Genomic DNA, 25,586 nt, shown 5'->3' with positions numbered 1-25,586 from the left:
AGGAACATGACACGCAGGAGAATCGCGCTGGTCGCCGCAGCGGCGGCCACGATGATCGCACTCGCCGGCTGCACCAGCGACGGCGGCAGCGACGACGCATCCGACGAGCCCGCAGCCAGTTTCGAGGCCGGCACCACCATGGCCGCGCTCCAGGAGGCCGGCACGATCACGATCGGCACCAAGTTCGACCAGCCGCTGTTCGGCCTGGCCGGGCCGTCGGGCGAGCCCGAGGGCTTCGACGTCGAGATCGGCAAGATCATCGCCTCCGAGCTCGGCATCGACGAGGGCGACATCAAGTGGGTCGAGACCGTGTCGGCCAACCGTGAGCCGTTCATCGAGAACGGCCAGGTCGACCTGGTCGTCGCGACGTACACGATCAACGACGACCGCAAGAAGGTCATCTCGTTCGCCGGTCCGTACTACATGGCCGGTCAGTCGATCCTCGTGCTCGCCGACAACGACGACATCACGAGCGAGGACGACCTCGTCGGCCAGCCGGTCTGCTCCGTCACGGGTTCGACGCCCGCGGCGAACCTCAAGGAGCTCGGCGCCGACGTGCTCGAGACCGACACGTACTCGAACTGCCTCGAGCCGCTCCGCAACGGCGCCGTCGTCGCGGTCTCGACCGACAACGTGATCCTCGCCGGCCTCGCCGCGCAGAACGAGGGCGAGTTCAAGGTCGTCGGCGAGCCCTTCACCGAGGAGCCGTACGGCATCGGCGTGAAGCTCGACGACACCGAATTCCGCATGTTCATCAACGACGTGCTCGAGGAGTCCTACGAGGACGGACGCTACGAGGAGGCCTGGAACTCGACGGCCGGCACGGTGCTGCCGTTCGTCGACCCGCCCGCGGTCGACCGCTACTGATCCGAACGGATCCGGGCCCCTCGGGGCCCGGGTCCACCTCCCTTCCACCCGAGAGGAACCGCGTGGACGTCGTCATCGCGAATCTCCCGCTCTACCTGCAGGGCTTCAGCGTCACGCTGCTGCTCCTCGCCGTCGGCGGGGCGGGCGCGCTGGTGCTCGGCACGGTCATCGCGGCGATGCGCATCTCGCCCATCTCCACGCTCCGCGTGATCGCGACCGTCTACACCGAGATCGTCCGCAACACGCCGCTGACCCTCGTCGTCCTCTTCTGCGCCGTGATCGTGCCGATCCTCGGCTCGCGGCTCCCGTTCATCATCGCCGGCATGATCGCGCTCGCGGTCTACACGGCGCCGTTCATCGCCGAGGCGCTGCGCTCCGGCATCAACGGCGTCCCGATCGGTCAGGCGGAGGCCGCCCGCAGCCTCGGGTTCGGCTTCACGCAGACCGTCTCGCTGATCGTGCTGCCGCAGGCGTTCCGCATGACCATCCCGCCGCTCATCAACGTCTTCATCGCCCTCACGAAGAACACCTCGGTCGTCGGCGGCGTCGGCTTCGTGAGCGAGCTCTTCGGCGTCGGGCGCACGCTCGCGAACGCGCACGGCGACGCCGTGATCGCGATCCTCATCGGCGTCGCCTTCTTCTACCTCGTCGTGACCGTGCCGCTCGGCCTGCTCGCGACCCAACTCGAACGGAAGTGGGTGGTGCAGCGATGAGCAACGCCAGCGTGCTGTTCGACGCGCCCGGCCCGCGCGCCCGGCGACTGTCCCGGATCCTCTCGGTCGTCACGGCCGTCCTCGTCGTCGCCGGTCTCGGCTGGGTCATCGTCACGCTGAACACCCCCCGCGAGTCCGGCGGCATCACGTTGCCGGGCATGTTCGATCCGAGCCGCTGGGACATCGTGCTCGACCCCGAGATGTGGGGCTTCATCATCGGCGTCGGTGTGTGGGGCACGTTGCGCGCGGCAGCCGTCGCCGCGGTGCTCGCGATCGCGATCGGCATCGTGCTCTCGCTCCTGCGCAGTTCCGAGATCGCCTGGATCCGCGTCCCGACGGCCGTGCTGATCGAGTTCTTCCGCGGCATGCCCGTGCTGCTGATGATGCTCTTCATCCTCCTCGTCGCGGGCACCGGCCAGTACTGGGCCGTGGTCTCCGCCCTCGCGATCTACAACGGCGCCCTCATCGGCGAGGCGCTGCGCGCCGGCCTCGTCGCACTGCCGCGGGGCCAGCGCGAGGCGGCGCTCAGCGTCGGCATGCGGCCGCTCCAGTCGAAGATGCTCGTGGAGTTCCCGCAGGCGTTCCGCCAGATGCTGCCGATCATCGTCGCCCAACTCGTCGTGCTCCTGAAGGACACGTCGCTCGCCTACATCGTCGGATATCCCGAACTGCTGCGCGTCACGCTCAACAACCTCGGCAGCTACTACGGCAACCGCTACCTGTTCACCCTCTGGTGCATCGCGTTCGTGCTGTACCTCGCGATGAACCTCTCCCTCTCGTGGTTCGCCCGTTGGCTGGCCAAGCGCACCGACCGCCGCTTCCACCCGGCGAAGGCCGCACCCGAGCCCGACGAGGACCCGAATCAGGCGCTGCTCGTCGCCGACGCGACGGCTGCGGCGCGGGAGGCCGAGGGCAGGAGGCCCTGACTCCTCGACGGGGCTCCCCGCCGCGCGGCTGAGGCCCGCGGGCGACCGGTAGACTCGGTTCTCGTGTCCGAGCCCCGTGAAATCACCGAGCAGTCCGTCGAGTCCGCCGTCGCCGCGGCGCTCGCCGCGATCGCCTCGGCCGGCGATTCCGCCGCGCTGAAGGCCGTCCGCGCCGAGCACACCGGCGAGAAGAGCGAACTCGCCCAGCTGAACGCCGAACTCCGCAACGTCCCCAACGACCAGAAGGCCGCGCTCGGCAAACTGGTCGGCGGCGCGCGCGGGCGCGTCAATCAGGCGTTCGCGGCGCGCGAGTCCGAGATCGTCGCCGCCGAGGCGGCCGCGCAGCTCGAGGCCGAGGCGGTCGACGTCACGGCGCTGCCGTCGCGCGGCGCCGTCGGGTCGCGGCATCCGCTCTCGCTGCTCGAAGACCGCGTCTGCGATGTGTTCACCGGCATGGGCTGGGAGATCGCCGAGGGGCCCGAGGTCGAGAGCGAGTGGTTCAACTTCGACGCGCTGAACTTCGACGCCGACCACCCCGCGCGCGCCATGCAGGACACCTTCTTCGTCGACCCGCCCGAGGCGCACCTCGTGATGCGCACGCACACGAGCCCCGTGCAGGTGCGCTCGATGCTCGACCGCGAGGTGCCGATCTACGTGCTCGCACCCGGCCGCGTCTACCGCACCGACGAGTTCGACGCGACCCACCTGCCGGTGTTCATGCAGTTCGAGGGGCTCGCCGTCGACAAGGGCCTCACCATGGCGCACCTCAAGGGCACCCTCGACCACTTCGTGAAGTCGATCTTCGGCGACGAGGCGAAGGTGCGGCTGCGGCCCAGCTACTTCCCGTTCACCGAGCCGTCGGCCGAGCTCGACTTCTGGCATCCCACGTTCAAGTCCGGCCCGCGCTGGATCGAGTGGGGCGGCTGCGGCATGGTGCACCCGAACGTGCTGCGTTCGGCGGGCATCGACCCCGACGTCTACTCGGGGTTCGCGTTCGGCATGGGCATCGAGCGCGGCCTGATGCTCCGCAACGACGTGCAGGACATGCGCGAAATGGTCGAGGGAGACATCCGCTTCTCCCAGCAGTTCGGAATGGTGGTCTGAAGACATGCGAGTGCCGCTGAGTTGGCTCGCCGAGTACGTCGAGCTCGTCCCCGGGACGACGCCCGAGCAGGTGCACGCCGCCCTCGTCGAGATCGGTCTCGAAGAGGAGGACGTGCACACGTTCGACCTGGTCGGCCCGATCGTCGTCGGCGAGGTGCTCGAGTTCGTCGAGGAGCCGCAGACGAACGGCAAGACCATCCGCTGGTGCCAGGTGCGCGTCGCGCCCGAGGGTGAACGCGCGGCCGACGGGGGCGACGCGGTGCACGGCATCGTCTGCGGCGCCCGCAACTTCTTCGTCGGCGACAAGGTCGTCGTGACCCTGCCTGGCGCGGTGCTGCCCGGCCCGTTCCCGATCGCGGCGCGCAAGACCTACGGCCACGTCTCCGACGGCATGATCGCGTCGGCGCGCGAACTCGGCCTCGGCGAAGACCACGACGGCATCCTCCGGCTCTCGACGCTCGGCATCGATGCGCCGGTCGGCACCGACGCGATCAAGCTCCTCGGCCTCGACGACACGGCCGTCGAGCTGAACGTCACGCCCGACCGCGGGTACGCGTTCTCGATCCGAGGCGTCGCGCGCGAGTACGCCCACGCGACGGGCGCCGCGTTCCGCGATCCGGTCGCGGCCGTGCCGGTGACGGATGCCGCGTCGGCACCGTTCCCCGTCGAGATCCGAGACGAGGCTCCCGTGCGCGACCGCGCCGGCGCCTCCGTGTTCACGACGCAGATCGTGCGCGGCGTCGACGCGACCCGTCCGACGCCCGCCTGGATGATCGCCCGGCTGAAGCTCGCCGGCATCCGTTCGGTCTCCCTGCTCGTCGACATCACCAACTACGTCATGCTCGAGCTCGGTCAGCCGACCCACGGGTACGACCTCGACAAGCTCCGGGGCGGCATCGTGGTCCGGCGCGCGGTCGAGGGCGAGACGATCACGACGCTCGACGAGAAGGTGCGCACGCTCCACGTCGAAGACCTGCTCATCGCCGACGACCGCGGCGGCATCGGCATCGCGGGCGTCATGGGCGGTGCCGACACCGAGATGTCGGATGCCACGACGAACGTGCTCATCGAGGCCGCGAACTTCGACCCCGTCACCATCGCCCGCTCGGCACGACGGCACAAGCTCCCGAGCGAGGCGTCCAAGCGCAACGAGCGCGGCGTGGACCCGGCGATCGCGGCGGCTGCGTCGGCTCGGGTCGCCCAGCTCATGGTCGACCTCGCCGGAGGCGTCGCCGAGGGCGTCGCCGAGATCCGCGACGTCGACGAGCGGGATGCCATCGTGCTGCCGCACCGGTACGTCTCGAAGGTCATCGGCGTCGACTACTCCGACGCCGAGGTGCACGACGCGCTCGCCGAGATCGGCGGCACGATCACCGAGGTCGACGGCGGGCTCGCCGTCGTCCCGCCGTCGTGGCGGCCCGACCTCACGGGTCGCGAAGAACTCGTCGAAGAGGTCGCCCGGCTCGGCGGCTACGAGCGCATCCCGTCGGTGCTGCCCGTGGCGCCTCCCGGGCGCGGGCTCACGCGTTCGCAGCGCATCCGCCGCCGGGTCGCCGAGGTGCTCGCCGCGGGCGGCGCCACCGAGGTTCTCTCCTTCCCGTTCGCGAACGCCGACGACAACGCTCGGTACGGCAGCGCAGACGGCGGCCCCGTGGCATCCGTCCGGCTCGCGAACGCGCTCGACGCCTCGAACGCGCTCCTACGACGCTCGCTGCTGCCGGGCCTGCTCGGCGCCGCGAAGCGCAACCGTTCGCGCGGACTCGTCGATCTCGCCCTGTTCGAGCTCGGGCTCGTCTTCCTGCCCGAGATCGGCCGCGACTACGGCACGGGTTCGCTGCCGGCCGGCGGCGTGCTGCCCGACGACGCCGAGCTCGCCGTCCTGAACGCGGGCATCCCGCCGCAGCCCCGCCACGTCGCGGCGCTGTTCGTGGGCGATGCGGTCACGAAGCAGCCGGGGCAGTCCGCCGTTCCCGCCGGCATCGTCGACGCGCTCGACGCGGTCCGCCGCATCGGCCTCGCGACCGGGGCCGACTTCGAGATCGTCCAGGGGTCGCATCACGCGATGCATCCGGGGCGCACGGCCGAACTGCGGGTCGGCGGCCGTGCCGTCGGCTTCGCGGGCGAACTGCTGCCCTCGGTCGCCGAGGCGGCCGACCTGCCCCGTGTGGTCGCCGTGCTCGAGCTCGACCTCGATGCCGTCGTCGAGCTCGCAGACCCGCAGCCCGAGGCGCGGTCGATCGGCACGTTCCCGGCCGCGACGCAGGACCTCTCGCTCGTCGTCGACGCAGGGGCGCCGGCCGCGGCGGTCGCGGCCGCGGTCCGCGACGGCGCCGGCGACCTCCTCGAGGAGCTGCACCTGGTCGACGACTATCGCGGCCACGGTGTGCCCGACGGGTCGAAGAGCCTCACGTTCGCGCTGCGCTTCCGGGCTCCCGACCGCACGCTCACCGCGGCCGAGGCCAGCGAGGCCAAGCTCGCCGGCGCCGCGCTGGCCGGGGAGCGCACGGGCGCCGCGATCCGCGAGTAGGACGCCGGGGGCGCCGGGTCGGGGCTGTCGGATGCCGCGGCCCGGCGATACCCTGAACCATGGCCGAACCGAAGACCGTTCCGACCGGGGCATCCGTCGCCGACTTCCTCGATGCCGTCGAGCCGGCCGGTCGGCGCGAAGACGGCCTCATCCTGCGGGAGCTCTTCGATCGCGTGACCGATACCGACGCGGTCATGTGGGGCCCGTCGATCGTCGGCTACGGGGTGCGGCGGTACCGCTACGCATCGGGGCGCGAGGGCGATTGGCCCATCCTGGGGTTCTCGCCGCGCAAGGCGAACGTGGCGCTCTACGGGCTGCAGATCCCGGGCGGCGAGGCGCTGGTCGAGCGTCTCGGCAAGGTCAAGCTGGGTGCCGAATGCCTGTGGGTCGGCCGCCTGTCGACGGTCGACCTCGATGTGCTCGCGTCGTTGATCGACCGTTCCTGGATCCACGCGCGGGGCTGAGTCCGCGGCATCCGGTCGCGCTCAGGGGCGATCGGTCGGGGCGGTCGCCGTGCGTTCCGCCGACTGGATGATCGACTCGACGCCGAGCATGAACAGGTCGCGGTCGTCGAGTTCGGTGATCTGCACGCCGAGTGCGGCGATGCGCGGGTGAGTTCGCGGGTCGGCCAGGATGGGGCCGTCGAACCAGGGGCTCGTGCCGTCGACGGGGGCGGGCCGGGCGCTTCGGCTGCGGGCGATGCCCGCCGCGGTCGAGAGGGTGTGGCCGGCGAGGAGCGCGTAATGATGCACGACGTCGTCGTCGGAGAGGCCCGCGCGTGAGAAGGCGTCGAGCATGAGCTCGACGGCATCGAGCTCGCCGGGCCCGTGCGTGGTGAGCACGACGGCCTCGACCGCGATCGCGGGGTGCGCGGTGAATCCGCTGAGCGTGGCGCTCGCGAGCTGTCGCAGGCGTGCGCGCCAGTCGGCGGGTTCGGCGGTGACGGCGGCGACGGCCTGGACGTTGAGCTCGTCGAGGAGCGCCTGCATGAGCTGCTCCTTGTTGCGGAAGTGCCGGTAGATCGCGGTCGGGTCGGTGCCGAGGCGGGCTCCGAGGTCGCGCACCGAGAGCGCGGTGGTGCCGGATGCCGCGGCGAGCTCGAGGCCGGCGGCCACGATCGTCTCGCGGTCCAGGCGCACCTTGCCGCCGTCGCGGGGCTTCGCGGAGCGTCCGGTGGCGGTCGTCATCGTGCGCTCTCCCTTGCTCGTGGTGGCACCATCCTGCCACGCGACGAGGCTGGGGGACGCGCGATGGCCGGAGTGCCGTCGCCTCGATGATAACAACTTGGACAACAGTGCTGTCAACAGTGTTGACAGCACTGTTCGAACCGACGTACTGTCGCCTCCACATCGATTCAGAACGGAGGCGGCTGTGACGGTCGACATCCTCTTCACCGGCGGCCCGGTCTTCACCGGCACCGGTTCGCCAGTGCACGGTCACGCCGTCGGCGTGCGCGACGGCCGCATCGTCGCGCTCGTCCCCGAGTCGCGGGCCGCGAGCCTCGTCGGAGCGGACACCCGAGTGATCGACCTCGCCGGCGCACTGCTCGCCCCTGGGTTCCAGGACGCTCACATCCACCCCGTCGGCGGCGGCGTCGAACTGCTCCAGTGCGACCTCACCGGTGCGACGGATGCCGCCGACGCGGTCGCGAGAGTCCTCGCGTACGCGCTGGAGCACCCCGACGAGCCCTGGGTGCTCGGCGGGGGCTGGTCGATGCACGACTTCCCGGGAGGGTCGCCCGTGCGGGGCCTGCTCGACGCGGTCGTGCCCGACCGTCCGGTGCTGCTCATGAGCCGCGACCACCACAGCACGTGGGCGAATTCCGCGGCGATCCGGCTCGCGGGGATCGACGCGGACACGCCCGACCCGTCCGATGGGCGCATCGAGCGCGAGCACGACGGGCGCCCGGCGGGCACGTTCCACGAGGGGGCCGGCGACCTGTTCGCGGGCGTGCGGCCCGAGATCGACGACGACCTGAAGTACCGCGGCCTGCTGCGTGCGCAGGAGCTGCTGCTCTCGCTCGGCGTGACGGGCTGGCAGGACGCGATGGTCGCTGTGGAGTCGGCGGCCACGCCCGACCCGACCGCGGCGTACCTGCGGGCGGTGGAGGAGGGCACGCTCCGGGGGCACGTCGTCGGCGCGCAGTGGTGGGAACGCTCCGCCGGACTCGAGCAGGTCGACGCCATGCTGCGCCGCCGCGACGCGGTCGCGGCCGTCGTCGACCCCCGTCGCCTCTCGCTCGGCACCGCGAAGATCATGGTCGACGGCGTGGCCGAGAACCAGACGGCCGCGATGCTCGCCCCGTACCGTGACGCCCACGGGCACGCCACCGGCAATCGCGGGCTCTCCTTCCTCGACCCCGATGTGCTGCGGCAGGCGGTCGCCGCCCTCGACGCCGCGGGCATGCAGGTGCACTTCCACGCCCTCGGCGACCGCGCCGTCCGCGAGGCCCTCGACGCCGTCGAGGCGGCGCGCGCGGCGAACGGTCCGACCGACGGCCGGCACCATCTCGCGCACCTGCAGATCGTCGCCGAGTCGGATGCCGCGCGCTTCGCCCCGCTCGACGCCGCGGCCAACCTGCAGGCGCTCTGGGCGGCCCATGAGGCGCAGCTCGACGAGCTCACCCTTCCGTTCCTCGAGGATGGTGCCGAGGCCAGGCAGTATCCGTTCGGCGACCTCGTGCGCGGCGGCGCCCGGCTCGCGGCGGGCAGCGACTGGCCGGTCTCGTCGGCCGACCCGCTCGCCGCGATCCACATCGCCGTGACGCGCATCGCCCCGGACGCCGATGCCGGCACCGAACCGCTCGGCGGTGTCCACCAGCGACTCGACCTCGAGACCGCCTTCGCCGCCTACACCTCGGGCAGCGCGTGGGTGAATCACCGCGACCACGACACCGGCCACGTCCGCGAGGGCTACCTCGCGAACCTCGTCGTCGTCGAACCGAATCCGTTCGACCTGCCGGCCGCGGCGATCCACACCGCCGCCGTCGCCTCGACCTGGATCGAGGGCGAGCCCGTGTACGTGCGCGGCGGCGAGGTCCGTGTCGCCGAAACGTCCGACGCCGAGCGGCGAACGCCCCGAGACCATCCGTCCGAATCGGCCGAACCGGCCGCCGCCACCGCATCCTGAGGAGACCCGCCCATGACCGACATCCGTTCCCGCCGCGGCCGACGCCGCGGGGCCCTGCTCCCGGCAGCGCTCGCCGCCGGCGCGCTCGTGCTGACCGCGTGCACGGCCGCCCCCGAGACGTCGGGCACTGCCCCCGAGTTCGAGCTCACGAGCCAGACGACCGAGCCCTCGGGCGACATCGACTCGTTCACCTGGGCGACCTACGCCGAGCCGTACTCGCTCGACTACGCCTACGCGTTCGACTACGCCGACAACCAGATCCTGTCGAACGTGTGCGAGTCGTTGCTGCGGCTGAACCCCGACTACTCGCTGTCGCCCGGGCTCGCGGAGTCCTTCGCCAACCCGACGCCGACCACGTGGGTCTATGAGATCCGCCCCGGAGTGACCTTCCACGACGGCGCGCCGCTCACCGCGGCCGACGTCGTCGCCTCGATGCAGCGCCACCTCGACCCGGCCGTCGGCTCGTTCTGGTACTCGGTGTACCAGAACGTCACGTCGATCGAGCAGACGGGCGACCTCGAGGTGACCGTCACGACCGCGGTGCCCGACAGCCAGTTCAACCAGGGCCTCGGCGGTGCGGCCGGCGTGATCGAGTCGGCGGCGGCGCTCGCCGCGGCCGGCGCCGACTACGGCAACTCGACCGGGCTGGTCGACTGCACCGGGCCGTTCGAGCTCAGCGACTGGACGTCGGGGGAGTCCATCACGCTGACCCGCTTCGACGACTACTGGGATCCGTCCCTCCAGGCGAAGGCCGGCGAGGTGCGGTTCGTCTTCCTCGGCGACCCGACGGCCCGCATCAACGCGATGACGTCGGGCGACGTCGACGGCGGTTGGATGCTGCCGGTCGACGGCATCCCGCAACTGCAGGCCACCGGCGGCGAGGTGTCGTTCGGGCTCACCACGGCGGTCAACGACCTCGTCGTCTCGAACCTCGAGGGCCCGCTCGGCGACGTGCGCGTGCGCAGGGCGCTGCTCATGGCGCTCGACCGCGAGGGCATCCTCTCGGCCGGCGCCGGAGGCTACGGCGAGGTGTCGAACGCGCTGACGACGCCGTCCGTCTGGGGCGGGGCATCCGACGCCACCCGTGAAGACGCGTTCAGCGGGCTCGAGGAGTATCCGCACGATGTCGAGGCCGCGAAGCGCCTCATCGAGGAGGCCGGTGCGACCGGGCAGAAGATCGTCATCGCCACGGCGCCGATCACGAACGAGTTCACCGTGGTGTCCCAGGCCACCGTCGCCGCGGCGAAATCGATCGGCCTCGAGGCCGAGATCGAGACCGTGACGCCGAGCGCGTACACTGCGCTGTTCTCCGACCCGAGCGCGCGCGAGGGCGTCGACCTCTTCTTCACGACGTGGTACCTCTCCAGCCCCGACCCGCTCGAGATGTTCGCGGTGCTCCGCACGGGGGAGTTCAGCAATTACGGCGGATGGAGCGACGCCGAGTTCGACGACATCGCGACCGAGGCGGTCGGCACCGCGGACCCCGAGGCCCGTGCGAAGCTGGCCGACCGGCTCCAGCACATCGCGAACGAGGAGCTGCCCTGGCTGCCGCTCTCCTCGAGCCCCACGACCGTCTACCAGGGCGAGCGCATCACCGGTGTCGCACCGTCGATCGCCTTCCTCTACTTCCCGTGGGCTGCGACCATTGGCGCTCGATAGCCGCACCGCCGTGGCCGCCGCGCAGGCGGCCGCGGGCTCCGGCGCGCACGGCCGATTCACCGGCGCCGGGTTGCGCAGGGTGGCCGGCAAGCTCGGCGGTCTCGCGCTCACCCTGTTCCTGGCGTCCCTGCTCGTGTTCTTCTCCCGGTTCCTCGTGCCAGGCGATCCGGTGAGCTTCCTCCTGCGCGGCCGGAAGCCCAGTGCCGAGGCCGTTGCCCAGGTGACCGCGCAGTACGGGCTCGATCTGCCGCCGTGGCAGCAGTACCTCGACTGGGTCGTCGGCGCCTTGCACGGCGATTTCGGCCGGTCGCTGCAGTTCCGGCAGGATGTCGCGACCGTCATCGGCGACCGGCTGCCGGTCACGCTCATGCTCGTCGTCATGGCCGGGATCGGCATCGCGGTCGTCGGGGTCGGCGCCGGCATCGTCGCGGCGCTCAACAGGGGGAAGGCGCTCGATCGGGTCACGCTGATCGGGCTCACCGTGCTCTCGGCGATCCCCTCGTTCGTCGGCTCGATCGTGCTCATCTCGGTGTTCGCGGTGCAACTGGGCTGGTTCCCGACCTTCGGTTCCGGGGACGGGTTCGGCGACATGGTGTACCACCTGGTGCTGCCGTCGATCGCGCTCGCGATCGTGTTCGTCGTGCTCGTCGGCAAGGTCACGCGCTCCTCGATGGTCGAGCAGCTCGGCCGTGAGCACGTCGAGGTCGCCACGAGCCGCGGGCTGAAGCGCGGCACCGTGATCCGCCGGCACGTGTTCCGCAACGCGCTCGGCCCGATCCTCACGGTCAGCGGCGTGCTCGTCGCCGGACTCATCGTGGCCAGCACGATCGTCGAGGCCGCGTTCGGTCTCTCGGGCATCGGGTCGTTGCTCGTGCAGTCGGTCGACCGGCTCGACTTCCCGGTCGTGCAGGCCATCGTGATGTTCGTCGTCACCGCCTTCGTCGTGGTGAACGCGGTCGTCGACGTCCTCGAACCCGTGATCGACCCCCGATCCGCCGCAGGAGCTGGTGCCAGATGACCACCCCGACCCTCGCGATGCGCGTGCTCCGCGCGCCCCGCGCATCGTTCATCGGCCGGCCGACCTTCACGGTCGCGGTCCTCGTGCTCGCCGCGATGACGCTCGGGGCCGTGTTCGCGCCCGCCATCGCCCCGTACCCGCCCGACGCCCCCGACTTCCTCGCGGTCAACGCACCCCCGAGCCCCGCGCACTGGCTCGGCACCGACGGCCTCGGCCGCGATCTCCTGAGCAGGCTCCTCTACGGCGCCCGCACCGCGCTGCTCGGCCCGTTGCTCGTGGTCATCGGCTCGACGGCCGTCGGCATGCTGCTCGGCCTCCTGGCGGGCTGGCGCGGCGGCTGGATCGACGCCGCCCTCGGCCGGGTGTTCGACGTGCTCTTCGCGTTTCCGTCGCTGCTGCTGGCCATCATGGCCGTCGCCCTCTTCGGCAAGGGCCTCGTCGCCCCGGTGATCGCCATGAGCATCGCCTACGCGCCGTTCGTCGCCAGGCTGACGCGCTCGCTCGTGAAGGCCGAGCGCACCCGCCCGTACGTCGCCGCCTACCGGGTGGCGGGATTCGGCGGAGCGTTCATCGCGTTCCGCAGCGTGCTCCCCAACGTCACCCCGATCGTCGGCGCCCAGTCGACCCTCAACTTCGGCTACGTGCTCGCCGAGCTCGCCGGCCTGTCGTTCCTCGGTCTCGGCGTGCAGCCCCCGACGCCGGACTGGGGCGCCATGATCAACGAGGCCCAGGCCGGCATCGTCGGCGGGCATTTCCTGCCGGCCATCGTGCCCGCGGTCGCCGTGGTGATCGCGGTCGTGGCCGTCAACATCATCGGAGAAGAGCTCTCCGACCGCATCGGAGGAGGTGCGCCGGCATGAGCCTGCTCGACATCCGCAACCTGACAATCGACCTCGCCGACGGCCGCAGGCTGCTGCACGGCATCTCGCTCGGGGTCGCCGAGGGCGAGACCGTCGGCCTCGTCGGCGAGTCCGGCTCGGGCAAGTCGCTGACCGCTCGCGCGGTGCTCGGCCTCACGCCGACCGGTTCGCGGCTCGACGGCAGCGTGATGCTCGACGGGCACGAGGTGCTCGGCGCGGCCGCGCGCGAGGTGCGCGCCCTGCGCCGGCACTCGGCGGCCATGATCTTCCAGGATCCGCGCGCCGGCATCAACCCGATGCGCACCCTCGGCGACCACCTGACCGAGACGCTCCGGCTCTGCGACGGGCTTCCGGCCGCCGACGCCGAGGCGCGCGCGCTCGACCTGCTCGCCGCCGTGCGGCTGCCTCGCCCGGCCGATCATCTGACCCAGTACCCGCACGAGTTCTCCGGCGGCATGCTGCAGCGGGTCATGATCGCGGGCGCGCTCACGAGTGCGCCGAAGCTGCTCGTGTGCGACGAGCCGACGACGGCGTTGGATGTCACGACGCAGGCCGAGATCATGCGCGTGCTCGTCGAGCAGCGAGAGGGGCGGGGCATGGGCATGCTGCTCATCACGCACGACCTCGCACTCGCGGCATCCGTCTGCGACCGCCTCGTGGTGATGCGCGCCGGCCGCGTCGAGGAGGAGGGGTCCGCGATGCGCGTGCTCGTCGCCCCCGAGGCCGACTACACCCGCCGCCTGGTCGCGGCGACGCCGACGCTCGCCGCCGGCCCGGCTGCCTCCGCCGAGCCTCCCGAAGCGCCCACCGCCTCCGCTCCGGCCGGCTCGGGCCCCGGATCGTCGGATGCGCCGTCGGCCGCACCCGCCCCCGCACTGTCGGTGACGGGCCTGTCGAAGACCTACCGTCCGCGGGGGAGGCCGCCCGTCATCGCGGTCGCCGACGCCTCCTTCGAGCTGGAGCGCGGCGGCGCGCTCGCCGTGGTGGGGGAGTCCGGATCCGGCAAGTCGACGCTCGCCCGCATGATCGTCGGCCTCGAGCCGAGCGACGGCGGCACCCTGTCGATCGGCGGGCGCGACCGCGCGGCGGGCCCACGCGGCCGAGCCGAGCGGCTCGAGCGCGCCCGCAGCGTGCAGATGGTGTTCCAGGACCCGTACCTCTCGCTCGACCCCCGCGTCACGGCCGGCCGGTCGATCGAGGAGGCCCTGCGACTGCACACCCGGATGCCGCGCGCAGCGGCGCGCAACCGGGCGGTCGAACTGCTCGAGCGCGTCGGCCTCACGGCGGAGCACGCCGCCGCCCGACCGCGCACCCTGTCGGGCGGACAGCGACAGCGCGTGGCGATCGCACGTGCCCTCGCGATCGAGCCCGAGGTGCTCGTCATGGACGAGGCGACGAGCGCGCTCGACGTCTCGGTGCAGGCGCAGGTGCTCGACCTCGTCGCCGGGCTCCGGCGCGAACGCGGGCTGACGCTGCTCTTCATCAGCCACGATCTCGCGGTCGTGCGGCGGGTGTGCGAGCAGACGCTCGTCATGCGACGCGGCGAGGTCGTCGAGCGGGGTGCCACGGCCGAACTCCTCGACGCGCCGCGGCATCCGTACACCCGGCTGCTCCTCGACTCGGTGCCGCGGCCCGCGGCGCCGGCGGACTCGGTGGTCGCCCCGCGCTGAGGTCGGGTCGGTCGGGCGGCCCCCGGTTTGCGATCGGCGCCGCGCCGCCGATATGGTCGACGCATGTCCGCCATCGGGTTCGTCGCCGCCGCACGCGTCACGCGTGTCTCGGTCGTGCGCAACCGACGTCGTGGCGAGCGCCGAATGTCGGCGACCCCTGCGAAGGCCTGAGGCCTGACGCGGGGCGTCGCCGGAACATCGCCCCGCTCGTTCAGACCATAAGGTGGTTTCCATGACGTACTCCGTCGCCGTCTCCGGCGCGTCCGGCTATGCCGGAGGAGAGATCCTCCGCCTCCTCGCCGATCATCCCGAGTTCGAGGTGCGCACGGTCACCGCGCATTCGAACGCCGGCCAGTCCCTCGTCGCCGTGCAGCCGCATCTGCGTTCCTACACGCACCTCACGCTCCGCGAGACGAACGCCGAGACCCTCGCGGGCCACGACCTCGTCTTCCTCGCCCTGCCGCACGGTACCTCGGGCGCCGTGGCCGCCGAGCTGTCCGCCGACACGCTCGTCATCGACTGCGGCGCCGACCACCGCCTCGAGTCCTCCGAAGCCTGGGCCTCGTTCTACGGCGGCGAGCACCACGGCGCCTGGGCGTACGGAGTGCCGGAGCTTCCCCGCCTCTCCGGTACCCAGCGCGAGCGGCTCACCGGCGCTCGCCGCATCGCCGCTCCCGGCTGCAACGCCTCGACGGTCGCGCTCTCGCTGGCCCCCGGCATCCGCGCGGGCGTCATCGAAGACGTCGACCTGGTCTCCGTGCTCGCGGTCGGCCCCTCGGGCGCCGGCAAGAGCCTGCGCACGAACCTGCTCGCGTCCGAGATCCTCGGATCGGCCAATCCCTACGCCGTCGGGGGCACGCATCGGCACATCCCCGAGATCCAGCAGGCGCTGCGCTGGGCCGGCGCCGCGGCCCCCACGATCTCGTTCACGCCCGTGCTGGTGCCGATGAGCCGCGGCATCCTGGCCACGTCGGCGGCGCGCATCGTCCCCGGCACGGATGCCGCGACGGTGCGGGCCGCCTGGGAGGACGCCTACGCCGGCGAGCTGTTCGTGCAGCTCCTGCCCGAGGGGCAGTTCCCGCGCACCGCCGACGTGCAGGGCGCGAACACGGCGCTCATCGGGCTCGCGATCGACGAGGCCGCCGGTCGCGTCGTCGTCGTCGCCGCCGTCGACAACCTCGTCAAGGGCACCGCGGGCGCCGCGATCCAGTCGGCGAACATCGCGCTCGGCCTCGCCGAATCGACCGGCCTTCCGCTGAATGGAGTCGCACCGTGACCGTCACCTCTCCCGCCGGATTCGACGCCGCCGGAATCGCCGCCGGCATCAAGCGGTCGGGCGCGCTCGACCTCGCCGTCGTCGTCAACCGCGGTCCGTCCGCTGCCGCGGCGGCGGTGTTCACCTCCAACCGCGCCAAGGCGAACCCGATCCTCTGGTCGCAGCAGGTGATCCTCGACGGCGTCGTGTCGGCGATCGTCCTCAACTCGGGCGGCGCGAACTGCTTCACGGGCCCCGAGGGGTTCCAGGTCACGCATCGCACGGCCGAGGCCGCGGCATCCGCTCTGGGCATCGCCGCCGGCGACGTGCTCGTCTGCTCGACCGGCCTCATCGGCGACCAGCTCGACGGCGAGGTGCTCGAAGAGGGCGTGCTCTCCGCCGCTGCCCGGCTCTCGGCCGACGGCGGCGGCGACGCCGCACGGGCGATCATGACGACCGACACGAAGCCGAAGACGGTCGTCGTCGACGGCGACGGCTGGCGCATCGGCGGCATGGCGAAGGGGGCGGGCATGCTCGCGCCCGGGCTCGCGACCATGCTCGTCGTGCTCACCACCGACGCCGACCTGCCGAGCGGCGAGCTCGATGCGGCGCTGCGCGAGGCGACCCGAGTCACCTTCGACCGGCTCGACTCCGACGGCTGCATGTCGACGAACGACCAGGTGACCCTGCTCGCTTCGGGCGCCTCCGGAATCGTGCCCGACGCCGCGGCGTTCCGCGCGGCGCTCACCGCGGCCTGCCGCTCGCTCGCCGAGCAGCTCCAGGCCGACGCCGAGGGAGCGAGCCACGACATCGCCATCGAGGTGCGCGGTGCCGTCACCGAAGACGACGCGGTCGAGGTGGGCCGTTCGGTCGCCCGCAACAACCTCTTCAAGGCGGCGATCTTCGGCAACGATCCCAACTGGGGCCGCGTGCTCGCGGCGATCGGCACGACGCAGGCGCCCTTCGACCCCTACCTCGTCGACGTGTCGATGAACGGGGTGCGCGTGTGCCACGCCGGCCGACCCGACGCCGCCCGCGACGAGGTCGACCTGACGCCCCGCGCCACGCACGTGCTCGTCGAGCTGCACGCGGGCGAGGCATCCGCCACCATCCTCACCAACGACCTCACGCACGACTACGTGCATGAGAACAGCGCGTACGCGAGCTGATGATGCAGACGCGCGCACAGACCGAGACCCTCGACGCGGAATCGTCGGCTTCCGCGAAGGCCCACGTCCTCATCGACGCACTGCCGTGGCTGAAGCGGTTCCACGGCGAGACCGTGGTCGTGAAGTTCGGCGGCAACGCCATGGTGAGCCCCGAACTGCAGCGGGCGTTCGCCGAAGACATGGTCTACCTCCGGTACGCCGGCATCAAGCCCGTCGTCGTGCACGGCGGCGGCCCCCAGATCTCGTCGATGCTCGAGCGCCTCGGCATCGCCAGCGAGTTCCGCGGCGGATACCGCGTCACCACGCCGGAGGCGATGGACGTGGTGCGCATGGTGCTCTCCGGCCAGGTGAACCGCGAGCTCGTCTCGCTCGTGAACGAGCACGGGCCCCTCGCCATCGGACTCTCCGGAGAGGACGCGGGCCTCTTCCGCGGTCGTCGGCGCGGGGTCGTGGTCGACGGCGAAGAGCTCGACCTGGGGCAGGTGGGCGACGTCGTCGAAGTGGATCCGGCAGCGGTCATCGCGCAGCTCGAGGCGGGGCGCATCCCGGTCGTCTCCTCCATAGCGCCCGACGCCGATCAACCGGGGCAGTCGCTCAACGTCAACGCCGATTCCGCGGCCGCGTCGCTCGCGATCGCGCTCGGTGCGGCCAAACTGGTCGTGCTGACCGATGTCGCCGGGCTCTACCACGACTGGCCGAACCGCGACTCGCTCGTCTCGCAGATCGACTCGAGAGAACTCGCCGATCTCCTGCCCCGGCTCGAGTCGGGCATGATCCCCAAGATGACCGCCTGTCTCGAGGCGGTCGAAGGCGGCGTCGCGAAGGCCGCGATCATCGACGGCCGCATCCCGCACTCGATCCTGCTCGAGATCTTCACGCCCGCGGGCATCGGCACCGAGGTGGTGGCGGCATGAACGACTGGCAGCAGCGATTCGACCGTCGCATCATGCGTTCCATCGGCATGCCGCTCCTGAAGCTCGAACGGGGCGACGGTGCGCACGTCTGGGACGACGAGGGACGCGAGTACCTCGACTTCCTCGCCGGCATCGCCGTCAACTCCCTCGGCCACGCGCACCCGGTGTTCGTCGAGGCCGTGAGCCGTCAGGCCGCGACGCTCGCGCACGTCTCGAACTACTTCACGACCGAGCCCGCCCTCGAACTCGCGGAGCGTCTCGTGCGACTCTCGGGCGCCGGCGAGCACGGTCGCGCCTGGTTCGGCAACTCCGGCGCCGAGGCCAACGAGGCCGCGTTCAAGCTCGCGAGGCTCAACAACTCCGGAGGCGCGCGCACGCGGGTGCTCGCCCTCGTCGACGCGTTCCACGGCCGCACCATGGGCTCGCTCGCCCTCACCGGCAAACCGCACATGCGCGAGGCGTTCGAGCCGCTCGCCGGCGGGGTCGAGCACATTCCCGCGACGATCGAGGCGCTCGAGGCCGCCATCGACGGCACCGTGGCAGCCCTCATCGTGGAGCCCATCCAGGGCGAGGCCGGCGTCGTCGAGCTTCCCGCCGGCTATCTCGAGGCGGCACGCGAGCTCACCCGCCGGCACGGCGCGCTGCTCATCGTCGACGAGATCCAGACCGGCGCCGGGCGCACCGGCGCGTGGTTCGGCTTCCAGCACGCGGGCATCGAGCCCGATGCGATCACCGTCGCGAAGGGCATCGGCGGCGGCATCCCCATCGGCGGACTCATCACCTTCGGTGCCGCATCCGACCTGTACTCCAAGGGGCAGCACGGCTCGACCTTCGGCGGAAACCCGCTCGCCACGGCGGTCGCGAACGCCGTGCTCGGCGAGATCGAGCGTGCCGAGCTCGTCGCGAACGCGGCACGACGCGGACCCCAGGTGCGCGAGCGCATCGAGGGCCTCGGTTCGCCGCTCGTCGCGGGCACGCGCGGCCGCGGCCTGCTCATCGGCGTCGCACTCACCCGGCCCGTCGCCGGCCGCGTCGTCGAAGCGGCGCTCGAGCACGGCCTGATCGTCAACGCCGCGAACGACGTGACGATCCGGCTCGCGCCCCCGCTCAACATCGGCGACGCCGAGATCGAGCTCTTCGCCGAACGACTCGCCGCCTCGCTCGACGACTTGGTGCGCGCGACCGACTGACCGAAATCGGGGCCGCACTCGACCGAAACCGAGCGCCGAGGCGGCCGCGACCAAGCCCCGAACCGAAGCGTCGGCATCCCCGACCCACCGAACGGAAAGACATATGACCCGCCACTTCCTCCGCGACGACGACCTGTCGCCCGCCGAACAGGCCGAGGTGCTCGACCTCGCCCTCCGGCTCAAGTCGGACCGCTTCGCCGAGCGCCCGCTCGAGGGCCCCCAGACGGTCGCCGTGTTCTTCGACAAGACCTCGACCCGCACCCGGGTCTCCTTCGCCGTCGGCATCGCCGATCTCGGGGGCGTGCCACTGATCACCTCATCGGGCGACAGCCAGCTCGGGGCCAAGGAGTCCGTCGCCGACACGGCCCGCGTGCTCGAGCGCATGGTCGCCGCGATCGTCTGGCGCACCTTCGCCCAGTCGGGCCTCGAAGAGATGGCGGTCGGCACGACCGTGCCCGTCGTCAACGCGCTCTCCGACGACTTCCACCCGTGCCAGCTGCTCGCCGACCTCATGACGGTGAAGGAACGCTTCGGCGAGCTCGCCGGGCGCTCCTTGGTCTACGTGGGCGACGGAGCGAACAACATGGCCCACTCGTACCTGCTCGCCGGCGCCACCGCCGGCATGCACGTGCGCATCGGTTCACCCGCCGACTACGCGCCGCGCGCCGACATCGTCGAGGACGCGCGTCGCATCGCCGCCGAGACCGGCGGATCCGTGCTCGTGACGACCGATCCCCGAACGGCCGCGCGCGGCGCGGACGTCGTCGTCACCGACACCTGGATCTCCATGGGCCAAGAAGGCGAGAAGGCCGAGCGCATCGCCGTGTTCGGCGGCTTCGGCGTCGACGACGCGCTCATGGCCGAGGCATCCGCCGACGCGATCTTCCTGCACTGCCTGCCCGCCTATCGGGGCTACGAGGTCGAGGCCTCCGTCATCGACGGTCCCCGGTCGGTCGTGTGGGACGAGGCCGAGAACCGACTCCACGCGCAGAAGGCGCTGCTCGCCTGGCTGCTCGCCCACAAGGAGGACGCACGATGACCGACGAGACCGCCCCCGCGGCCGTGACCGAGCCGCACGGCACGAACGAGGGCTCGCTCTGGGGGGCGCGCTTCGCGAGCGGTCCGTCGCCCGAGCTGCAGGCCCTCTCGAAGTCGACCCACTTCGATTGGCAGCTGGCCCCCTATGACATCGCCGGCTCGAGGGCCCACGCCCGTGCGCTCTCGGCCGCCGGATACCTCGACGCCGACGAGCTCGCCGCGATGCTCGCGGGCCTCGACACGCTCGAGTCGAGGGTCGCGAGCGGCGAGATCGTGGCGGCCCACACCGACGAGGACGTGCACGGCGCCCTCGAGTCCGCGCTCATCGGCATCGTCGGCGCCGAGCTCGGCGGCAAGCTGCGTGCCGGTCGCAGTCGCAACGATCAGATCGCCACGCTCGTCCGGCTCTATCTCAAGGACCACGCGGCGAACATCGGGCAACTGCTCGTGCACCTCATCGACGCGCTCGCATCGCAGGCCGACGCGCACCGCACCGCGATCATGCCGGGCCGTACGCATCTCCAGCATGCACAGCCCGTGCTCCTCGCCCACCACCTGCTCGCCCACGGCTGGGCGCTCTCGCGCGATCTCGACCGGCTCGTCGACTGGACGAGGCGAGCGGATGTCTCGCCCTACGGCGGCGGCGCGCTCGCCGGGTCGACGCTCGGCCTCGACGCGGCATCCGTCGCCCGCGACCTCGGCCTGGCCGCGCCGAGCGAGAACTCCATCGACGGCACCGCGAGCCGCGACGTCGTCGCCGAGTTCGCGTTCGTGACCGCGATGATCGGCATCGACCTCTCGCGTATCGCTGAAGAGATCATCCTCTGGAACACGCGGGAGTTCGGCTTCGTCACCCTGCACGACGGCTACTCGACGGGCTCGTCGATCATGCCGCAGAAGAAGAATCCCGACATCGCGGAGCTCGCCCGCGGCAAGTCGGGGCGGCTCATCGGCAACCTCACGGGGCTGCTCGCGACGCTCAAGGCGCTGCCGCTGGCGTACAACCGCGACCTCCAAGAAGACAAGGAGCCGGTCTTCGACTCGGTCGAGACGCTCGAGGTTCTGTTGCCGGCGTTCACCGGAATGATCGCGACGCTCACCTTCCACACCGAGCGTATGGCCGCGCTCGCGCCCGCCGGATTCTCGTTGGCGACCGACGTCGCCGAGTGGCTCGTCAAGCGGCACGTGCCGTTCCGCGACGCGCACGAGATCACCGGGGCGCTCGTCCGCCACGCCGAGGAGCACTCGATCGAGCTCGACGAGGTCGACGACGCCGCGCTCGCCTCGATCTCGCCGCATCTGACACCCGAGGTGCGCGAAGTGCTCACGGTCGAGGGTTCGGTGGCGAGCCGCGACGGCGTGAGCGGGACGGCGCCCGACCGGGTCGCCGAGCAGTTCTCGAAGCTCGCCGATCGCGTGCGGCACCTCGTCGCCGGGCTTCCGACCGCGGACTGAGCGAGCGGATGCCGCGACCCGACCCCGATCGCGGCCGGCCGCCCGGCGACCGGCCGCCCGAGCCCGCCCCGTCGGCTGCCGGGTCCGAACCGGGCGTGGCCGCGCCCACGGTCGTCGCGGCCGGACGGGAGTTCTTCGCGCGAGACCCGGTCGAGCTCGCGCCGCTGCTCCTCGGCGCGGTGCTCTCGTTCGACGCCGAGGACGGGAGCGTCGCCGTCCGCCTCTCGGAGGTCGAGGCGTATCGGGGAGTCGGCGAGGACCCCGGTTCGCACGCCTTCCGCGGCCGGACGCCGCGCACGTCGGTGATGTTCGGCGAGGCGGCGCATCTCTACGCCTACTTCACCTACGGCATGCACACGTGCCTCAACATCGTCGCGGGCCACGAGGGGACGGCGTCGGGCGTGCTCCTGCGCGGGGGCACCGTCGTCGAGGGACTCGAGCTCGCGCGGAGCCGCCGCCCCGCGGCATCCGATCGCGACCTCGCCCGCGGTCCGGCCCGCCTCGCCCGCGCCCTCGGTGTCCCGCTCGCGGCGAGCGGCGCCGATCTCCTGTCGGCCCCGTTCTCGATTCGCGTCGTGCAGACGCCGGTGCCGTTCTCATCAGGCCCGCGCACCGGAATCAGCGGCGCCGGCGGGGGAGCGGCGTACCCGTGGCGGTTCTGGATTCCGGGCGATCCGGGCGTCTCGCCCTACCGTCGCCACGCGCGATCTCACGCCTGACCGTGCACTCACCCGCCTGCAGGGTCGGGCACGACGACCGCGACTTCGTCGCTCAGCGCGCGGCGAGGTGCACGACCAGGCCGGCTGCACACGCCCAGATCAGGCTGGCGAGCGTGCCGATGATGAACCGCTCCCGTGCTTCGGCTGCTTCGAGCTCGGTGAACCGGCCGACGCCCTTGACCGCCACGATGATGGCGATCGCCTCGGGGAAGCCGGCCACGATCGCACCCGTCGTGGCGATGCGTTCGAGGATGCCGATGACGAGCCCGCCGCGTAGCACTTCCTGCCTCGGGGCGGCGACGAGGCCCTGTCGTTCGGCGTCGGTCACGGGCTTCGAGGCGATGAGGATGCCGCCGTGGATGCCGGGCGAGACGCTCGTCCCCATGGCGAGGCGCAGCGCGGTGCCCGCGGCCGGGCTGCCGCCGAAGACGGCGACCGCGAGGGCGAGCGCCGTGAGCAGCGGTGCGAAGCCGGATGCGATCGGCGTCGAGAGCGCGGACGCGCACATCAGCGCGATCGCGAGGGAGCCTGCGGCGATCCAGACGAAGAGCGCCCGAGGTCGGAGGTAGGCGATCACCGAGATCGCGCATGCACCCGCGAGGGAGATCACGAGCGCGATCGACGCGATGGTGTCGGCGACGGTGGTCAGATCGAACACGGTGCTCCTTCGCGAGACCGGCAGGGCGGACTCGATCAGCGTAGCGAGGACGACCGACGCGCGGCGCTCAGGTCGGCTCGGCGCGTCCGGGTTCGCGTCCGGTGCCGGTGTCGGCGTCGAGCGCGGCGAGCAGGCGTTCGAGTGCGGGCAACGTCTCGACTTCGGCACGCCACATGGCGGACTTCAGGCGGGCGCTCACCGCCGCGGGGCTCACGCCGAGCACGGCCGCGATGTCCTTCTGCAGGTGGCCGGCATCTGCGAGGTCCACGACCTCCCACCCGAGGTCGGTGCGACGCTCGCGCAGGAGGACGAGAAGACGGACCAGGGCCTCGACCCCGTCGGCATCGAGGCCCTCTCGTCGCCCGCCGTCGTCCTGGACGTCGGATGCCGCGCGCAGCGCGAACCGCCCGTCGGCCCGCTTGGCCGCCTGCACGGCCTCGCGGGCGGCGATGAAGGCCGTCCCGCTGGCCTTGCGCGCGGCCTCGGGGAGGGGGGTGCGCACCTCGCCGATGCCCAGTCCGACGCTCCAACTGCCGTCTCGCGTCGCGTCGAGCACGATCGCGAGCGCGGTCGGCGCCGAGGCGGTGATCAGCTGGACCTCGTCTCCCGCCGTCTGGTCGGCAGGCAGGACGAGCGCGTGGCCGTGTCGTGACGTCAGCGTCTCGATGAGCGTCGCGGCGCGGTCGGGCTGATGACGGCTGGACACCTGGTCTGCGGTGATCACGTACATTGTCGCCCTCTCGCTGAAGCCTCTGGCATTGAACTCGTTGAATCAACGCTACAACATTAATCCGTTGATCTCAATGCTCCAGGCTTCATCGCACCGGCGGCACGGCGCTGGTAGCCTTGCTCAGGTGTCAGCCCCCGTGATCCTCGCATCCCAGCACAACGACGACGCGTTCGCAGACGTCTGGGAGGAGCTGCATTGGCGCGGCCTCGTGCATGTGTCGACCGACGAAGCCGCCTTGAAGGCACTCCTCGCCGGCGATCCGATCACGTACTACTGCGGATTCGATCCGACCGCGCCGAGCCTGCACCTCGGCAACCTGGTGCAGCTGCTCACCATGCGACGGCTCCAGCTCGCGGGCCACAAGCCGCTCGGTCTCGTCGGCGGTTCCACCGGGCTCATCGGCGATCCGAGACCGACCGCGGAGCGCACCTTGAACACCAAGGAGACCGTCGTCGAGTGGGTCGGTCGACTCCAGGGCCAGGTCGGCCGCTTCCTCTCTGCCGAGGGTGAGAACGCGGTGCGCCTCGTCAACAACCTCGACTGGACCGGCGGGCTCAGCGCCATCGACTTCCTGCGCGAGATCGGCAAGCACTACCGCGTCGGCACCATGCTGAAGAAGGACGCGGTCGCCTCGCGCCTGAACTCCGACGCCGGCATCAGCTACACCGAGTTCAGCTACCAGATCCTGCAGGGCTTCGACTACCTCGAGCTCTTCCGCCAGTACGATTGCGTGCTCCAGACCGGCGGCAGCGATCAGTGGGGCAACCTCACGAGCGGCACCGACCTGATCCACCGCGTCGAGGGTCGCAGCGTGCACGCCATCGGCACGCCGCTGATCACGAACTCCGACGGCACGAAGTTCGGCAAGAGCGAGGGCAACGCCATCTGGCTCGACGCCGAGATGTGCAGCCCGTACCGCTTCTACCAGTTCTGGCTCAACACCGACGACGCCGACGTGATCTCGCGGCTCAAGGTGTTCACGTTCCTCTCCCGCGCGCGCATCGAAGAGCTCGAGGCGCTCGTCGAGAGCGAGCCCTTCCGGCGTGAGGCCCAGCGAACGCTGGCGAACGAGGTCACCACGCTGGTGCATGGGGCGGATGCCACGGCCGCCGTCATCGCGGCGTCCGAAGCGCTCTTCGGACAGGGCGACCTGTCGGCGCTCGACGAGACGACGCTCGAGTCGGCGTTGCGCGAGCTGCCGAACACGACGACCTCGCCCGACGCGCCGATCGCGCAGCTGCTCGTCGACACCGGCCTCGTGAAGTCCGTGAGCGAGGGCCGCCGCGCGATCGCCCAGGGCGGCGTCTCGCTCGACAACGTCAAGATCGAGGACGAGACCGCGACGATCGAGGGGCGTGTGTCGCCCGGCGGCATGGCCGTGCTCCGTCGCGGCAAGAAGACGCTTGCCGGCGTCTTCGTCGTGTAGCGATCCGACAATTCTCGAGGGCGACCCCGTTCACCTGCATCCGGCAGGGGAGCGGGGTCGTTGTCGCGTTCACCGCAACCGGCCGGCGCATCGTCGACGCGCAGCGCGCCCTGCGGCGATCGCCGAGCCGAGGAGGGGCCCGAGCTCGAGGCGAAGAGAGCAGACTCTTGCGTCTCCCGGTGAGCGGAACGTGCGCCTCCGTGCTGCTGCTGATCGAAGAGCTCTCCCGTCACGGGACGGAGCATCTCGATGCTCCGACTCGCTGCCCATGCCCTTCGACCGGGCCGGCGTGAAGATCCGCGGCTGCTCTGACTCTCCCGCACCGTCGGGCGTCATTCCATCGATCAGTGCCGACGGCCGCATGCCGGCGGCTGCTGTGTGGAGGGTCGGTGGCGCATATACCGCGGAGGGAGGCGGTTTGGGGGTTTTGGGCCGTTGGTCTGGGTTTTGTGGTGGTGGGGTTGGTGCGACACGCCCGGGATGTGGGGTGGATTTGTGTGGTGGGGGTGGGGGCTTGTAGATTCTTACTTGTCGCCGCGGCGGTCAGGGAGAAGCGGAA

Annotated in this window: 22 protein-coding genes; 19 read left to right on the top strand and 3 right to left on the bottom strand. The window is 71.4% G+C overall.

The window, feature by feature from the left end; all coding sequences use genetic code 11:
- The first annotated feature begins 6 nt into the window (after window positions 1-6).
- The 6 genes from GQQ92_RS12190 to GQQ92_RS12165 all read left to right on the top strand — a co-directional run bounded on the left by GQQ92_RS12190 (window position 7) and on the right by GQQ92_RS12165 (window position 6,601).
- Window positions 7-867 (top strand): glutamate ABC transporter substrate-binding protein, encoded by an 861-nt coding sequence (locus GQQ92_RS12190; protein ID WP_156999578.1) that lies wholly within the window; start codon window positions 7-9, stop codon window positions 865-867.
- A 62-nt stretch (window positions 868-929) separates the two neighbouring features.
- Window positions 930-1,580 carry an amino acid ABC transporter permease gene (locus GQQ92_RS12185; RefSeq protein ID WP_156999577.1) on the top strand — a complete coding sequence of 217 codons (651 nt, stop codon included), beginning with the start codon at window positions 930-932 and terminating at the stop codon, window positions 1,578-1,580.
- Entirely contained in the window at window positions 1,577-2,506 is a 930-nt protein-coding gene (locus GQQ92_RS12180; protein WP_156999576.1) for an amino acid ABC transporter permease, read from the top strand. The genes GQQ92_RS12185 and GQQ92_RS12180 overlap by 4 nt, the downstream gene beginning before the upstream one ends.
- A 63-nt stretch (window positions 2,507-2,569) precedes the next feature.
- The gene (gene pheS, locus GQQ92_RS12175) at window positions 2,570-3,610 is read left to right on the top strand and encodes a phenylalanine--tRNA ligase subunit alpha (protein ID WP_156999575.1); all 1,041 of its coding nucleotides are present in this window, start codon (window positions 2,570-2,572) and stop codon (window positions 3,608-3,610) included.
- 4 nt (window positions 3,611-3,614) lie between these two features.
- Window positions 3,615-6,137, top strand: a complete 2,523-nt coding sequence (pheT, locus tag GQQ92_RS12170; protein ID WP_156999574.1) for a phenylalanine--tRNA ligase subunit beta — start codon at window positions 3,615-3,617, stop codon at window positions 6,135-6,137.
- A 59-nt stretch (window positions 6,138-6,196) separates the two neighbouring features.
- A complete protein-coding gene (locus tag GQQ92_RS12165; protein ID WP_156999573.1) occupies window positions 6,197-6,601 on the top strand; it encodes a DUF1801 domain-containing protein in 405 nt (134 codons plus the stop codon).
- A 21-nt stretch (window positions 6,602-6,622) separates the two neighbouring features.
- On the opposite strand, the gene GQQ92_RS12160 is transcribed toward GQQ92_RS12165, so the two are convergent.
- Window positions 6,623-7,324 carry a TetR/AcrR family transcriptional regulator gene (locus GQQ92_RS12160; protein ID WP_156999572.1) on the bottom strand — a complete coding sequence of 234 codons (702 nt, stop codon included), beginning with the start codon at window positions 7,322-7,324 and terminating at the stop codon, window positions 6,623-6,625.
- A gap of 184 nt (window positions 7,325-7,508) precedes the next feature.
- Here GQQ92_RS12160 and GQQ92_RS12155 point away from each other — a divergent pair, with 184 nt between their 5' ends.
- The 12 genes from GQQ92_RS12155 (at window position 7,509) to GQQ92_RS12100 (ending at window position 22,213) form a co-directional block, all read left to right on the top strand.
- Entirely contained in the window at window positions 7,509-9,266 is a 1,758-nt protein-coding gene (locus tag GQQ92_RS12155; protein ID WP_156999571.1) for an amidohydrolase, read from the top strand.
- A gap of 12 nt (window positions 9,267-9,278) precedes the next feature.
- Window positions 9,279-10,925 carry an ABC transporter substrate-binding protein gene (locus tag GQQ92_RS12150; protein ID WP_156999570.1) on the top strand — a complete coding sequence of 549 codons (1,647 nt, stop codon included), beginning with the start codon at window positions 9,279-9,281 and terminating at the stop codon, window positions 10,923-10,925.
- Window positions 10,926-10,935: 10 nt separating this feature from the next.
- Window positions 10,936-11,943 carry an ABC transporter permease gene (locus tag GQQ92_RS12145; protein ID WP_197738238.1) on the top strand — a complete coding sequence of 336 codons (1,008 nt, stop codon included), beginning with the start codon at window positions 10,936-10,938 and terminating at the stop codon, window positions 11,941-11,943.
- Window positions 11,940-12,803: an ABC transporter permease gene (locus GQQ92_RS12140; RefSeq protein ID WP_156999568.1), complete on the top strand. Its 864-nt coding sequence runs from the start codon at window positions 11,940-11,942 to the stop codon at window positions 12,801-12,803. Before GQQ92_RS12145 ends, GQQ92_RS12140 begins: the two co-directional genes overlap by 4 nt.
- Window positions 12,800-14,473, top strand: a complete 1,674-nt coding sequence (locus GQQ92_RS12135; protein ID WP_156999567.1) for a dipeptide ABC transporter ATP-binding protein — start codon at window positions 12,800-12,802, stop codon at window positions 14,471-14,473. The genes GQQ92_RS12140 and GQQ92_RS12135 overlap by 4 nt, the downstream gene beginning before the upstream one ends.
- A gap of 232 nt (window positions 14,474-14,705) precedes the next feature.
- Window positions 14,706-15,749, top strand: coding sequence for an N-acetyl-gamma-glutamyl-phosphate reductase (argC, locus tag GQQ92_RS12130; protein ID WP_156999566.1), 1,044 nt, complete (start codon window positions 14,706-14,708; stop codon window positions 15,747-15,749).
- A complete protein-coding gene (gene argJ / locus GQQ92_RS12125; protein ID WP_156999565.1) occupies window positions 15,746-16,897 on the top strand; it encodes a bifunctional glutamate N-acetyltransferase/amino-acid acetyltransferase ArgJ in 1,152 nt (383 codons plus the stop codon). Before argC ends, argJ begins: the two co-directional genes overlap by 4 nt.
- 2 nt (window positions 16,898-16,899) lie before the next feature.
- Window positions 16,900-17,811, top strand: coding sequence for an acetylglutamate kinase (gene argB, locus GQQ92_RS12120; RefSeq protein WP_156999692.1), 912 nt, complete (start codon window positions 16,900-16,902; stop codon window positions 17,809-17,811).
- Window positions 17,808-19,001, top strand: a complete 1,194-nt coding sequence (locus tag GQQ92_RS12115) for an acetylornithine transaminase (protein WP_156999564.1) — start codon at window positions 17,808-17,810, stop codon at window positions 18,999-19,001. The genes argB and GQQ92_RS12115 overlap by 4 nt, the downstream gene beginning before the upstream one ends.
- 103 nt (window positions 19,002-19,104) lie before the next feature.
- Entirely contained in the window at window positions 19,105-20,040 is a 936-nt protein-coding gene (argF, locus tag GQQ92_RS12110; RefSeq protein ID WP_156999563.1) for an ornithine carbamoyltransferase, read from the top strand.
- Window positions 20,037-21,494 (top strand): argininosuccinate lyase, encoded by a 1,458-nt coding sequence (argH, locus tag GQQ92_RS12105; protein WP_156999562.1) that lies wholly within the window; start codon window positions 20,037-20,039, stop codon window positions 21,492-21,494. Before argF ends, argH begins: the two co-directional genes overlap by 4 nt.
- A 95-nt stretch (window positions 21,495-21,589) precedes the next feature.
- A complete protein-coding gene (locus GQQ92_RS12100) occupies window positions 21,590-22,213 on the top strand; it encodes a DNA-3-methyladenine glycosylase (RefSeq protein WP_232057670.1) in 624 nt (207 codons plus the stop codon).
- Between the two features lie 52 nt (window positions 22,214-22,265).
- Here the strand turns inward: GQQ92_RS12100 and GQQ92_RS16590 are convergent, their stop codons facing one another.
- Together GQQ92_RS16590 and GQQ92_RS12090 are read right to left on the bottom strand one after the other, a co-directional pair.
- Entirely contained in the window at window positions 22,266-22,871 is a 606-nt protein-coding gene (locus tag GQQ92_RS16590) for a hypothetical protein (protein WP_197738237.1), read from the bottom strand.
- Between the two features lie 67 nt (window positions 22,872-22,938).
- The gene (locus tag GQQ92_RS12090; protein ID WP_156999560.1) at window positions 22,939-23,601 is read right to left on the bottom strand and encodes a DNA-binding protein; all 663 of its coding nucleotides are present in this window, start codon (window positions 23,599-23,601) and stop codon (window positions 22,939-22,941) included.
- Window positions 23,602-23,725: 124 nt separating this feature from the next.
- On the opposite strand from GQQ92_RS12090, the gene tyrS reads away from it, so the two are divergent.
- Window positions 23,726-25,027, top strand: a complete 1,302-nt coding sequence (tyrS, locus tag GQQ92_RS12085; protein WP_232057669.1) for a tyrosine--tRNA ligase — start codon at window positions 23,726-23,728, stop codon at window positions 25,025-25,027.
- The last annotated feature ends 559 nt before the right edge of the window (window positions 25,028-25,586 follow it).

Origin of the sequence: Agromyces terreus (assembly GCF_009749465.1) — a bacterium.
Lineage (GTDB): Bacteria > Actinomycetota > Actinomycetes > Actinomycetales > Microbacteriaceae > Agromyces > Agromyces terreus.
This window is presented reverse-complemented; position numbering and strand designations above follow the sequence as displayed.

What these genes read in the sequence shown, in the direction of transcription:
- argB (WP_156999692.1), top strand. Translation starts at nt 16,900, where the DNA reads ATGCAGACGCGCGCACAGACCGAGACCCTCGACGCGGAATCGTCGGCT.
- GQQ92_RS12140 (WP_156999568.1), top strand. Translation starts at nt 11,940, where the DNA reads ATGACCACCCCGACCCTCGCGATGCGCGTGCTCCGCGCGCCCCGCGCA.
- argC (WP_156999566.1), top strand. Translation starts at nt 14,706, where the DNA reads ATGACGTACTCCGTCGCCGTCTCCGGCGCGTCCGGCTATGCCGGAGGA.
- argF (WP_156999563.1), top strand. Translation starts at nt 19,105, where the DNA reads ATGACCCGCCACTTCCTCCGCGACGACGACCTGTCGCCCGCCGAACAG.
- GQQ92_RS12180 (WP_156999576.1), top strand. Translation starts at nt 1,577, where the DNA reads ATGAGCAACGCCAGCGTGCTGTTCGACGCGCCCGGCCCGCGCGCCCGG.
- GQQ92_RS12115 (WP_156999564.1), top strand. Translation starts at nt 17,808, where the DNA reads ATGAACGACTGGCAGCAGCGATTCGACCGTCGCATCATGCGTTCCATC.
- GQQ92_RS12165 (WP_156999573.1), top strand. Translation starts at nt 6,197, where the DNA reads ATGGCCGAACCGAAGACCGTTCCGACCGGGGCATCCGTCGCCGACTTC.
- GQQ92_RS12090 (WP_156999560.1), bottom strand. Translation starts at nt 23,601, where the DNA reads ATGTACGTGATCACCGCAGACCAGGTGTCCAGCCGTCATCAGCCCGAC.
- GQQ92_RS12135 (WP_156999567.1), top strand. Translation starts at nt 12,800, where the DNA reads ATGAGCCTGCTCGACATCCGCAACCTGACAATCGACCTCGCCGACGGC.
- GQQ92_RS12160 (WP_156999572.1), bottom strand. Translation starts at nt 7,324, where the DNA reads ATGACGACCGCCACCGGACGCTCCGCGAAGCCCCGCGACGGCGGCAAG.
- argH (WP_156999562.1), top strand. Translation starts at nt 20,037, where the DNA reads ATGACCGACGAGACCGCCCCCGCGGCCGTGACCGAGCCGCACGGCACG.
- GQQ92_RS12190 (WP_156999578.1), top strand. Translation starts at nt 7, where the DNA reads ATGACACGCAGGAGAATCGCGCTGGTCGCCGCAGCGGCGGCCACGATG.
- pheT (WP_156999574.1), top strand. Translation starts at nt 3,615, where the DNA reads ATGCGAGTGCCGCTGAGTTGGCTCGCCGAGTACGTCGAGCTCGTCCCC.
- GQQ92_RS12150 (WP_156999570.1), top strand. Translation starts at nt 9,279, where the DNA reads ATGACCGACATCCGTTCCCGCCGCGGCCGACGCCGCGGGGCCCTGCTC.